The organism is Lolliginicoccus suaedae (assembly GCF_008312885.1).
GTDB lineage: Bacteria > Actinomycetota > Actinomycetes > Mycobacteriales > Mycobacteriaceae > Lolliginicoccus > Lolliginicoccus suaedae.
Genome location: NZ_VSSO01000001.1, coordinates 664,097 through 676,060 on the forward strand (window position 1 = coordinate 664,097; position 11,964 = coordinate 676,060).

9 protein-coding genes are annotated in these 11,964 nt (G+C 70.5%); 5 read left to right on the forward strand and 4 right to left on the reverse strand.

Translation table 11 applies throughout. The annotated features are described in order from the left end of the window. The first annotated feature begins 116 nt into the window (after positions 1-116). On the forward strand, positions 117-2,459 hold the full coding sequence (locus tag FXO18_RS03030) for an esterase-like activity of phytase family protein (RefSeq protein ID WP_235900407.1): 2,343 nt from the start codon (positions 117-119) through the stop codon (positions 2,457-2,459). A 98-nt stretch (positions 2,460-2,557) separates the two neighbouring features. Further along, positions 2,558-4,006 carry an RNB domain-containing ribonuclease gene (locus FXO18_RS03035; RefSeq protein WP_223114466.1) on the forward strand — a complete coding sequence of 483 codons (1,449 nt, stop codon included), beginning with the start codon at positions 2,558-2,560 and terminating at the stop codon, positions 4,004-4,006. Positions 4,007-4,030: 24 nt separating this feature from the next. Here FXO18_RS03035 and FXO18_RS03040 read toward each other — a convergent pair whose 3' ends face one another. Then, positions 4,031-5,128 carry a methyltransferase gene (locus FXO18_RS03040; RefSeq protein ID WP_149359575.1) on the reverse strand — a complete coding sequence of 366 codons (1,098 nt, stop codon included), beginning with the start codon at positions 5,126-5,128 and terminating at the stop codon, positions 4,031-4,033. Between the two features lie 194 nt (positions 5,129-5,322). Between FXO18_RS03040 and FXO18_RS03045 the strand changes: the two genes are divergently transcribed. After that, complete coding sequence (locus FXO18_RS03045; RefSeq protein ID WP_149359576.1) at positions 5,323-6,987, forward strand: phospholipase D-like domain-containing protein; 1,665 nt, start codon at positions 5,323-5,325, stop codon at positions 6,985-6,987. 49 nt (positions 6,988-7,036) lie between these two features. Further along, entirely contained in the window at positions 7,037-8,110 is a 1,074-nt protein-coding gene (locus FXO18_RS03050) for an NAD-dependent epimerase/dehydratase family protein (protein WP_149359577.1), read from the forward strand. Here the strand turns inward: FXO18_RS03050 and FXO18_RS03055 are convergent. From FXO18_RS03055 to FXO18_RS03065, 3 genes are read right to left on the reverse strand one after another with little or no spacing between them, the layout of a single operon-like run. After that, positions 8,107-9,135, reverse strand: a complete 1,029-nt coding sequence (locus tag FXO18_RS03055; protein WP_149359578.1) for a sensor histidine kinase — start codon at positions 9,133-9,135, stop codon at positions 8,107-8,109. The genes FXO18_RS03050 and FXO18_RS03055 overlap by 4 nt on opposite strands. Continuing rightward, a complete protein-coding gene (locus FXO18_RS03060; RefSeq protein WP_149359579.1) occupies positions 9,125-9,820 on the reverse strand; it encodes a response regulator transcription factor in 696 nt (231 codons plus the stop codon). The genes FXO18_RS03055 and FXO18_RS03060 overlap by 11 nt, the downstream gene beginning before the upstream one ends. 3 nt (positions 9,821-9,823) lie before the next feature. Further along, positions 9,824-11,179 (reverse strand): hypothetical protein, encoded by a 1,356-nt coding sequence (locus FXO18_RS03065; protein ID WP_149359580.1) that lies wholly within the window; start codon positions 11,177-11,179, stop codon positions 9,824-9,826. Between the two features lie 113 nt (positions 11,180-11,292). Here FXO18_RS03065 and FXO18_RS03070 point away from each other — a divergent pair, with 113 nt between their 5' ends. After that, entirely contained in the window at positions 11,293-11,964 is a 672-nt protein-coding gene (locus tag FXO18_RS03070; RefSeq protein WP_149359581.1) for a glycosyltransferase family 2 protein, read from the forward strand.

Sequence of the window (11,964 nt, forward strand, 5' to 3'; positions counted from 1 at the left end):
GCCCGCGCTCGTTGCCGGCCTTCCATCGCGCGTTCACGCGAGCGTCGCCGCGCGCTCATCCGCGCCCGCCAGACTGTGCGGGCCGTGACCGTCACCACACGCTGGAAGGGGCCCAGGTGCTTCCTGCCTCCCGCTCGCTCAAGAATCGCTGGATCGCGCTCGCCCTGCTCGTTCCGCTCGTTGCTGCGGGCTGCTCGGCAGCAGATGACCAGGAGGCGGCACCGGGCGCCAGCGACGCAGCCCGGTCCAGCGCCGAGCCGGTCTCCTGGCCCGAGCAATCCGCCGATGACCTGGTACGACTGGCGACGTATCCGGTGTGGCGCAACCAGCCCGAGGGCGAGGCCCGCGAGACCGAGACCGCGGCCGAGATCGCAGTGGTGAGCGACGACGGCAACACTGTCGTGTACTCCGACTCCCCCGCCGGACGGATCGGTTTCCTCGACATCTCCGACCCCACCGAGCCGCGCGGCCTCGGCACGCTGTCGTTGTCCGAGCTCGAGGATGGGCCGGGCGAGCCGACCTCGGTCGCGGTGGTGGGCGAGCATGTGCTCGTTGTCGTCGACACCAGTGATGGCGATTTCACTGACCCTTCCGGCAGGCTCGATGTGGTGCGCCTCGATAGCCGCGAGCGCATCGCGTCCCTTGATCTCGGCGGGCAGCCAGATTCGATCGCCATCAGCCCGGACGGCGCCTTCGCTGCGATCGCGATCGAGAACCAGCGCGACGAGGACCTCGCGCCCACCGGTGGCGAAGAGGGCGACCTGCCGCAGCAGCCCTCGGGGTTCGTCCAGCTGATCGACCTGGCCGGGGAGCCCTCCGCCTGGACCGCGCGCCGGGCCGACATCCGCGTCGATGCCAATGCGGCCGGAATCGTCGCGCCCGACGACCTGGAGCCCGAGTACGTCGCCATCAACGAGGCCGGTCAGGTCGCGGTAACGCTGCAGGAGAACAACGGCATCGCCGTCCTCGATGGCGGCAGTGGCGAGACAGTGACACTGTTCAGCGCCGGAACCGCCACCGTTGATCGCATCGACACCGAGGAGGATGGTCGAATCGAGCTGACCGGCGGCATCGTGGACGCTCCCCGCGAGCCCGATGCGATCGCGTGGATCGACGACACGCTAGTCGCCACCGCGAACGAGGGCGACTGGCGCGGCGGCACCCGCGGCTGGTCGATCCTCGATACGACCACGGGCGAGGTCATATGGGATGCGGGCAACAGCGTCGAGCATCTCGCGGTCAGCGCGGGCCTGCACAATGACTCCCGCGCCGATGCCAAGGGAAACGAGCCGGAGGGCATCGCCGTCACGTCCATCGGTGGCTCGCCGGTGGCGCTGGTGGGCTCGGAGCGCAGCAACTTCATCGCGTCCTACGACATCTCGGATCCCCGCCAGCCACGGTTCCGGCAGATCCTGCCCACCACGAATGGGCCGGAGGGCATCGTTCCGGTGCCGGGGCGCGACCTGGTGGTCGTCAGCTCCGAGGCTGATGAAGCCGAGGCGGGCGTGCGGTCCACGATCACCATCTATGGCACCCGCGCCGAGCATGGCGACAACGCCGGTCAGCCCGCGTTCCCCACCATCATCTCGGCAGATATCGATGGCGCGCCGATCGGCTGGGGCGGGCTGGGCGCGCTCGCCGCGGACCCCACCGATCCCGACCGCCTCCATGCCGCCACCGACAATGTGTATTCCCCCTCCCGGATCCTCGGTGTCGACGTCTCGCGGTCCCCCGCGGTGATCGACTCCGAGATCCTCCTCACCGAGGGCGGCGCGGAACTGGGCCTCGACATCGAGGGCATCGCGGCGCGCCCCTCCGGTGGCTGGGCGCTCGCCGTGGAGGGCAGCGACGGGCCCGGCAACGAGATCGTCCTGGTCGACTCCAGCGGTGCCGTCACCGAGCGCGTCCCGCTGCCCGATGACATCGCTGATGCCCTCGGCGGGCAGGGCCTCGAGGGCATCGCCGTGCAGGGCGAGGGCGACGGCGAGACGATCTGGATCCCGCTGCAGCGGGAACTGTCCACCGATCCCGCCGGAGCGACCCGCATCGGTGCCTACACGCCCGCCGACGATCAGTGGAGCTGGCACGGCTATCCGCTGGAGGACACGAGCACCGCCGGGGACTGGATCGGCGTATCCGAGATCGCCCTCGACGGCGATGGGCTCCTGGTGCTGGAGCGCGACAAGCTCAGCGGCCCCGACGCTCGCATCAAGCGCGTCTACCGCGTGGCCCTGCCCGAGCCCGGCACCGGTTCCGAAAGCGCCGACGAGGAGCCCCCGATGCTCGCGAAGTCCCTCGAAGCGGACCTGCTGCCGCTGCTTGGCGCGACCAATGGCTGGGTGCAGGAGAAGGCCGAGGGCATGGCGATCGCCGGCAATGGGGCGCTCTACGTCGTCACCGACAACGATGGGCTCGACGATGCCACCGGGGAGACCGTCCTGCTGCGAATCGACCGGTAGCGATCGGGCACGGCGATCGCCAAGCACTACGCCTGCGCGCCCAGGGCCTCTACGATGGCATCACACCCGACACCGTGGCCCGAAGGAGGGCGAGCGCCGTGACCAGGCCAGTGATGCACCTCGCGAGCGTGGATAGCGAAGGCCTGCGCGATGCCACAGACGCGGTCCTCGGCGAGCTCGATGCGCCCGACCACTACCCGCCCGATGCAGAGGCCGAGGCCGCTGCGGCGATCGACCGCTACAGCTCGGACCGGCGGGATGCCACCGAGATCCCGCTGCTGACGATCGACCCTCCAGGCTCCCGCGACCTCGACCAGGCCCTGCACATCCAGCAGCTCCGTTCGGGCTACCGCGTGCACTACGCCATCGCGGATGTCGCTGCGTTCATCGAGCCCGGTGGAGCGCTCGACAAGGAATCCCAGCGGCGGGGCGAGACGTGGTACGGCCCGGACATGCGGATCCCGCTGCATCCCGCCGTGCTGTCCGAGGGAAAAGCATCGCTGCTGCCAGGGCAGGAGCGTCCCGCGGTGCTGTGGACCATCGATCTCGATGCTGATGGCGCCCGTACCGCCACGCGTCTTGAGCGGGCCCGGGTGCGCAGCCGGGAGCAGCTCGACTACCAGCAGGCGCAGCATCGCATCGACAACGGTCCCGGCGACGATTCCCTCGCTCTCCTCGCCGAGGTGGGACGCTTGCGCCTGGAGCAGGAGCGGGCGCGCGGCGGAGTCTCGTTGCCGCTGCCCGACCAGACCATCGATGCCGACGGCGAGGACTGGACCCTGCGATATGGGTCTCCGCGCCCCGCCGAGCAATGGAACGCCCAGATCTCGCTGCTCACTGGCATGGCTGCGGCGGCCATTATGGTCGACGGGGGCACCGGCATCCTGCGCACCCTGCCTGCGGCCGATGAGCATGCGATGCAGCGCGTGCGCCGGGCCGCCCATGCACTGGGCATCTCCTGGCCCCTGGACGTGCCCTATCCCGAGTTCGTGCGCGGGCTCGATGCAGCCCGGCCCGAGCATGCCGCGATGCTGATCGCCTGCACGAGACTGCTGCGCGGCGCCGGGTACGAGCCATTCACCACGCCTCCCGAGGACACCACGAGCATGGTCCACTCGGCGGTCGCAAGCCCCTACGCGCATGTGACCGCTCCCCTGCGTCGGCTCGTCGACCGCTACGGCACCGAGTGCTGCCTCGCGCACGTCGAGGGCCGGGATGTGCCGGACTGGACACTGGAGGCACTGCCCGGCCTGCCCGGCATCATGCGTGGCTCCGCGCAGCGCGCGGCAACCTTCGGCAACGCGATGGTCAACCTCGTCGAGGCGGCACTGCTCGCCCCTGCGGTGGGGCGCGAGTTCGCCGGGGTGATCCTCGAGTCGAGCGACAAGGATCCCCGGTCCGGCACCATCATGATCCGCGAGCCAGCGATCGAGGCGCCCATCACCGCCGTGCAGCCGCTGCCGGTGGGCGCGGACGTCCGTGCGCGGCTCGTCGAGGCCGATGCCGCCACCCGGCGGGTCGGGTTCGCGCTCGAGCATGTGCTCTAGGCAGCCAGGCCTTCCGGGGGTCCGCTAGGCGGGGGCAGCCTCGATGATCGAGGTGGGCGCCACCGTCGGCACGATCCGCGACAGCTCGAACCCTGCCGCGCCAAGCAGGTCGCGGAACTGCTGCTCGGTGCGTTCCCGGCCGGTCGCCTGCACCAGCATCTCGAGGTCCAGCCACTTCCCGAAATGAGGCGTGTTGCCTTCCGGGAGCACGGTCTCGACCAGAATGAGGGTCGCATCATTGCCCATCGCATCGCGCACCGTGCGCAGGATGCGCGTCGCTGACTCGTCATCCCAGTCGTGGATGATGCTCTTGAGCACATACGCGTCGGCGCCGCCGGGAACGGCTTCGAAGAACGAGCCGTCGGCTATCGCGACACGATCGTCCACGCCTTCCCCGGCAAGGATCTCCGAGGCGCCGGCGACGACGCTCTCGAGGTCGAACAAAATGCCTTTCGCCGCGGGCGCGGAGCGCAGGATGCCCGCGAGCAGCGCGCCGTGCCCGCCACCGATGTCGGCAATGGTGGTGAAGCGGCTGAAGTCGTAGGCAGCCACCGTTGGCGGGACCGACATGCGGGAGATGTCGGTCATCGCCTGGTTGAACACGGCGGCGAACTCGGGATTGGCGCCGAGGAACTCGAACGCGGGCATGCCACGCAGCATCTCGAGGCTCGGCCTGCCCGTCTGCACCGAGTACAGCAGGTGCGACCAGTGCTCCCAATGGGTGGGGTCGCCGAACATCAGGACGAGCGAACGGACTGTCCCGGGCGCGTCCTCGCGCAGCGTGTCCGCGAGCGGGGTGAGCCCGAATACTCCTGGGCGCGTCTCGGTGAAGATGCCGTGGGTGGCCAGGGCGCGCAGCAATCGCTGCAGCGCGTCCGGGTCCGCGTCGACATGCTGGGCGATCTCGGCCACGGGCCGGGCCCCATCCGCGAGCACGTCCGCGATCCCTAGCCTCGTCGCGACGTAGGTGGCCTGGGCGACCCAGCTGCCGGTCATCACCTCGAGCATCGAGGCAGAGGCCGGGACGAGGCGCCGCGCGGTGGCGCTGAGCGCGTTGCGCACGCCTTCCACGGCGCGGACGAGGCGAGCAGGAGGCAGCGCGGGCTTGCCAAGTCGGATCATGGCGTCCTCACGTTTCGGGGGCTGCTGGCCCCGGGCACGGGGGCTCGCACGATTCTCGCGAGTTACCTTACAACCGAGATGCTCGCACACATCGCTGACGTGCCCGCTCCAGGTTGCCAGCTCAGCCTCCGCGCACGGCATCGTATGGAATCCTGGGAGAATGGTTCCCCACGCCCGGGAAGGATCCCGCACTCGTGATCGCACGCATCTCGACGGCCGCACGTAGGCTCGCTGGCCGCTCGCTCGAACCGCTCGCCGAGCCCTCCTACGGCTTTGACCCGCGACGGCCGTGGCTGCTGACAGCACGCGAGCGCGACAATCCGCAGGCAGCGGTATCGGCATGGACCACCGGCAATCTGGTGCGCCCGCTGATCGACGGCCACGACTATTTCGCGCGCCTCGCCACGACGCTCGCCGCGGCCCGCGACGGCGACCTGGTGCTGTTCACCGATTGGCGCGGCGACCCCGAGCAGGTGCTCGACGAGAATGGCACCACCATCGCTGGAGCGCTCGCCGGTGCCGCCCGTCGCGGCGCGATCGTCCGCGGCCTCATGTGGCGCTCGCATCCTGAGATCATGGGCTTCACGCACGAGAAGCACTGCGAGCTCGTCGAGGAGATCGCTGGCGCCGGGGGCGAGGTCGTCCTCGATCATCGCGTCCTCACCACGGGCAGCCATCACCAGAAGTTCGTCGTCATCCGCTATGGCCGCGCCGAGCAAGCTGACGTGGCGTTCGTCGGGGGCATCGACCTCGCTCGCTCGCGCCGCGACACCAGCGAGCACTCTGGCGACCCCCTGGCACGCGAGTTCCCGCCCGAGTACGGCCCCACGCCGCCGTGGCATGATGTGCAGGTCGAGATCCAGGGGCCCGGCGTCGCTGACGTGGAGATGGTGTTCCGGGAGCGCTGGAACGATCCCGCCATGCCGTCCCGGCTGCCCTGGCACTCGTTGCCAGACCTGCTCCATCCCCGGCTCTCGTTCGAGGCATCACCGCTGCCCGACCAGGCACCGCCGCCAGCTCCGGCCGGGAGCTGCGAGATCCAGCTGCTGCGCACCTACCCGCGCCGGCGCCCCGCCTACCCGTTCGCGCCCCGGGGGGAGCGTTCCATCGCCCGGGGCTATGCCAAGGCCCTGCACCGCGCCCGCTCCCTGATCTACATCGAGGATCAGTACATGTGGTCGCTCGACGTGGCGCGGGTGTTCGCGCACGCGCTGCGCGAGAACCCCGGGCTCCGCATGATCGTCGTGGTGCCCCGGTTCCTCGACGAGGACGGGTCGATCACCATTCCCTCGGCACTGCTCGGCCACGCCCAGGCGCTCCAGGAGCTCCAGGATGCCGCCGCCGACCGCGTCGCGATCTACGATCTCGAGAACCACGCGGGCACACCGGTGTACGTGCACGCCAAGGTGTGCGTCATCGACGACGTGTGGGCCACCGTGGGCAGCGACAACTTCAACCGGCGTTCCTGGACGCATGATTCCGAGCTGACCGCGGCGATCATCGACGAGGAGGCCGACGGGCGCGAGCCCATTGATCCGGGCGGGCTCGGCGACAAGGCCCGTGCATTCGCCCGCAGCCTGCGGCTGCGGCTCGCCGCGGAGCATCTCGACCGCTCCCCCAGCGATATCGACGACCTGCTCGACCCAGGCAGCTTCTTCGACACCATGCGCAAGCACGCCCAGGCGCTCGATGCCTGGCACGTTGGCGGCAGAACCGGCGAGCGCCCCGCTGGCCGGCTGCGCGCGCACTCCCTCGGCGGCACGCCACGCTGGCAACGCGTGCTCGCCGCGCCGGTCTACCGCACTGTCGTGGATCCCGATGGGCGCCCGAGCAGGATGAGGCTTGCCCGCGAGTTCTAGGGCATGGTTCCCCGGGCGGCGGGCGCGGCTGACCGCTTACGATGGCGGGATGCGTGTCCTGCTCACCGGCGCAGCCGGTTTCATCGGTGCCGCGGTGCGGGCCCGGCTCGCCTCGGACGGGCATGAGGTGATCGCGGTGGACGCGCTGCTCGCGTCCGCGCATGGTCCCTCGGCGCGGGAGGATGCGCTGGCGGGCAATGGCACGGTCACCGTGCTCGATGTGCGTGACCGCGCTGCCCTCGAGACCGTGCTGCGAGGAGTGGACGTGGTGTGCCACCAGGCAGCGATCGTTGGCGCCGGGGTCGATGCCGCCGACGCGCCGGCGTTCGCCAGCCACAATGACCTCGGCACCGCTACTCTCCTCGCCGCCATGGCTGGCGCGGGTTGCGAGCGGCTGGTCCTGGCGTCATCGATGGTGGTCTACGGCGAGGGCCGGTACCGATGCGCTCGGCATGGCGATCAGGATGCTCCCTCGCGCGACCCCGCGGCGCTGCGCCGGGGAGAATTCGATCTCGCGTGCCCGCGCTGCGGCTCGCCGCTGGAATGGGCGCTCGTCGACGAGGACGCGCCGCTTCGCCCGCGCAGCCTGTACGCCGCGAGCAAGACCGCGCAGGAGCACTACGCGCTCGCGTGGGCCCGGGCGACCGGTGGCCAGGTGACGGCGCTGCGCTATCACAACGTGTACGGCGCCGGGATGCCTCGCGATACCCCGTACTCGGGGGTGGCCGCGATGTGGCGCTCGGCCCTCGAGTCCGGTCAGCCGCCACGCGTCTACGAGGACGGGCGGCAGATGCGTGATTTCATCGAGGTCCGGGACGTCGCGGAGCTCAACGCCCGCGCGGTCGCCGAGCCGCTCGGCGGGTTCACCGCCCTCAACGTGTGCTCGGGCCAGCCGGTGTCCATCGGCGAGGTCGCCACGGCGCTCGCGGCCGCGACCGGTGGTCCCGAGCCCGTGACGACCGGGCAGTTCCGGCCCGGGGATGTGCGTCACATCGTCGCTAGCCCGCACCGCGCCGATCGGCTGCTCGGCTTCCGTGCGGCGATCGCTCCGCGGTCCGGGCTGCGGGAGTTCGCGACCGCGCCACTGCGCTCGGTCGACGGCCTCGCCCGGCCCAGCATCTAGCCCGGCGCTGAGCGGGGCATCGCTACTTCCATGCGGCACCCCGGCTCCTTGTTCACCGCAGTGATAGTGCCATGTAGTGCGGTGACGAGCCCGGAGGCGATCGCCAGCCCCAGGCCCGCTCCCGGTGGGGCGTCACGGTCCGCCGCCCGGGTTCGGGCATGCGTCCCCCGGTAGGAGATGTCGAAGATGCGTGGCAGGTCGTGCTCGGCGATGCCGGGTCCCGTGTCGTCGACCCGCACCCAGGAGACTCGCTCGCTCGTGCCGACGGTCACGTCGACCACTCCGCCTGGCGGGGTGTGCTCGATGGCGTTGCAGACGAGGTTGCTCATCACGCGGGCGAGGGCACGGTCATCGCCCTTGACCGTCGCGCCTGGATCCAGCGCGGCATAGCGCAGCTCGACGCCCGCGCGCTGCGCCGTCAGTCGGTGGGCAGTGACTACCTGATCGGCGACCTCGGCGAGCTCCACCTGCTCGTTGTCGAGACGCAGCGCGCCCGAGCTGATGCGCGACATCTCGAACAGGTCGTCGACCATCGCGCCGAGGCGCACCGCGTCCTGCTCGATCTGGCGGGCATAGCGCATGACCTCCTCCGGGTCGGTGATCACGCCATCGAGCAAGGCCTCGGAGACCGCGCGGATGCCAGCGAGCGGGGTCCGCAGGTCATGGCTGACCCAGGCAACGAGCTCGCGGCGGGACCGCTCGGCGGCACGCTCCTGCTCGCGCGCCGCCTGCTCCCAGACCGTGCGGCGGGCCTGGAACCTCCCCAGCATCACCGCGGCCGGAACAGTCACCACGGCAACGAGGAGCAGTACCACGATCGTGCGGACGAAGTCATCGGTGAACATCAGCCCGCTGACACCGAGCACGCCGGCCAGCGTGGCGAGAGTGGGGATGAGCACGAGCACAGCCATGCTCGCGGTCAGTGACCAGGAGTGGGCGCGCCGCACGACGAGCGCGCCGAGCACCACGACGGGGATGGTGCAGGCGAGCGCGTAGAGCACGATCCCGGTGAGCTCAGTCGGCATGATCGTCCCAGGTGTATCCCTGGCCCCACACGGTGCGGATGCGATGCGCGGCGCCCAGCTTCGCCCGGACCCGCTTGATATGCACGGTGACTGTCGAGAGATCACCGAAGTCCCAGCCCCAAACCTGGCGCAGCAGTTCCTCCCGGCCATGCACCACGCCGGGATGCTGGAGCAGGAACACGAGCAGGTCGAACTCGCGGCTGGTCAGAGCGACGCGGTTGCCCTCGACGAGGACCTCCCGGGCGGGGATCCGAGCGACAACGCTCCCGGATCGCGCGATCCTGGCATCCGGCCCCACCGCGGTCGGCCCGGATGCGTCGAGCGCGGCCCGGCGCAGCAACGACGCGACGCGCAGCGCCAGCTCCCGCGGGCTGAATGGCTTCACCACATAATCGTCCGCACCCACCTCGAGGCCCAGCACGCGATCCTCCTCGTCACCGAGCGCGGTGAGCAGGATGATCGGGAGCCGGGGCCTCGTCCCCTCCCGCACGCTGCGGCAGATCTCGAGCCCGTCCGGGCCTGGCATCATGATGTCGAGTATGGCGAGGTCGATGTCGTGGCTCGCGAGCACGGCGAGCGCCTCGCTGCCAGTCGAGGCTTCCTGCACGTCATGCCCGTCGCGGCGCACATAGCGGCTCGCGACGTCGCGCACCACGGGGTCATCATCGGCGATGAGGATGTTCACCGGTCACCACCTCGTCAGCACCAGATGATTGATCGCCAGCGCGATCACGGCCTGCACGATCAGCCAGCGCCTATGGTGCCGCATGGGCAGCAGGGCCGGGGCGGTGCAGATCCAGATGGTGAACGGCAACCAGATGCGTTCTGTCTCGGCCTTGCTGAGCGCGCTGATCCCGGCCAGCAGGATCGCGAGGAGCCCCGCCGCGACCATCACGCTCACCGCATCGCGGGAACGAAGCCGCGATAGGCGCAGCGCGCGCGGCAGGGCCGCCACCGAGGCCAGCCCGATGACGCACACCGTGGCGGCGTAGTTCGCCCACCCCCAGTAGCTGATCGGGCGGATGCTCGCGATGCCCTGGTAGTAGCGGTCCACCACCAGGTCCATGCCCTCGAACCACCAGAACCCCGCCCAGGTGAACAATCCGGCCACCAGCAGTGCTCCGGCGAGGGCTGGCAGCAGCGGGCGGGCGGTGCGGGCAGCGAGCAGCACGCCCACCGCCAGGACGCCCATCAGCACGAGGCCGTAGTTGAGGTAGACGGAGAAACCTAGCAGGAGGCCCGACGGGAACGCGAGCGCCCAGCCGCGGGGACCGGGCTGGGCCGTGGCGAGCGCGAGCAGCGCGATGCCCCACGCGGCGACACCCATGAAGTAGCCATCAGCGGAGGCCACCACCCAGATCGCTGCTGGAGCCAGCACCAGGAAGGGAGCGGCCGCGCGCGCACCGGCCTCGGAGCCGAGGGCCCGCAGCGTCACGAGGATCGCCACGATCGCGCTGCTCCCGGCCAGGAGGCTGAGCATCCCCGCCCAGGCGCCCCCGCCCAGGCCTGCACGGTCGAGCACCACATAGCTGAGGATCGCGCCGACCGGATGGCCCGAGACATGCGTGGTCCAGGAGTCGGGCTGCCCGTCGAGGATGCGGCCGGTGAATCCCGATACCAGGCCGCCGATGGAGTCGATGCCGGGGACCTCGTGGAGGTACTCGTGGGAGTCGGTCAGCCGGTTGGCCACCCCGCGCTCCCAGCCGTCGATCAGCGCGAGCGAGATCATCCACCCTGCGGCCGCCACCCACGATGCGGCGAGCACCACGCCGAAGCGCGCGCGCGATGCGAGCGCTGGGCCCTGCCCGATCACGACCGCCGCGACGATCGGAGCGAGCGCGGAGCCTGGTCCGATGTGCGGCAGCCAGTCACCGAACAGGGGCGCGACCTTGGCGAACAAGCTGCGCTGGTACTCATCGGAGACGAGCAGCGGCACGGCGATGGCCACAGCGACCAGGGCGGCACCGGCGAGCGCGGCCCCGATATCGCCACGGACCGAGCTTCCTCGGGCTCGCGGCGCGACGGATGCAGGAGCAGTCGGCATGCCTCGACGATAGGCCCCGCATCGGTGGCGGCAGGCCGCCCGGGGCGCAACGTCACGGTTTCGTCACCGCTTTTCCGGGCTCCGATGGCCCGCAGGTGCTTAGGGTCGAGACCATGAGCATCTCGCCGCTTCCTGGCCCTGGCGTGACGGTGGTGATCCCGTGCCGCGATGAGGCGGCGTCGCTGCCCGGCGTGCTGCGGGCAATGCCACCGGGCTATCACGTCATCGTTGTCGACAACGGGTCCCGTGATGACACTGCTGGTGTTGCCGCCAGCCTTGGTGCCACGGTTGTCCACGAGCCGCGGCCGGGCTACGGCGCTGCCGTGCATCGCGGCATCGAGGCGTCCCGAGCGCGCTACACAGCGGTGCTCGACGGCGATGGCTCCATGGACCCGAGGGAACTACCTGCCCTGGTCGAAGCCGTTCGCGACGGCGCGGACCTCGTTGTGGGACGGCGCCGCCCCACGAGCAAGGGATCCTGGCCCTGGCACGCGCGGGGTGGAAACCTACTGATCGCCGCGCTGATCCGGCGCCGCCTCGGGATCAACGTCCACGACATCGGCGCTATGCGGGTGGCCCGGACGCAGGCCCTGCTCGATCTCGGGATCACGGATCGACGGTTCGGCTACCCGCTCGAGCTGCTCGTCCGCGCTGCTCGGGCCGGATGGGTCATCCGCGAGCTCGACATCACCTACCGGCCGCGCACTGGTGGCGAATCGAAGGTCTCGGGCTCGGTGATCGGGACGACGCGGGCCGCGCGGGACTTCCTCAAGGCCCTGGCATGA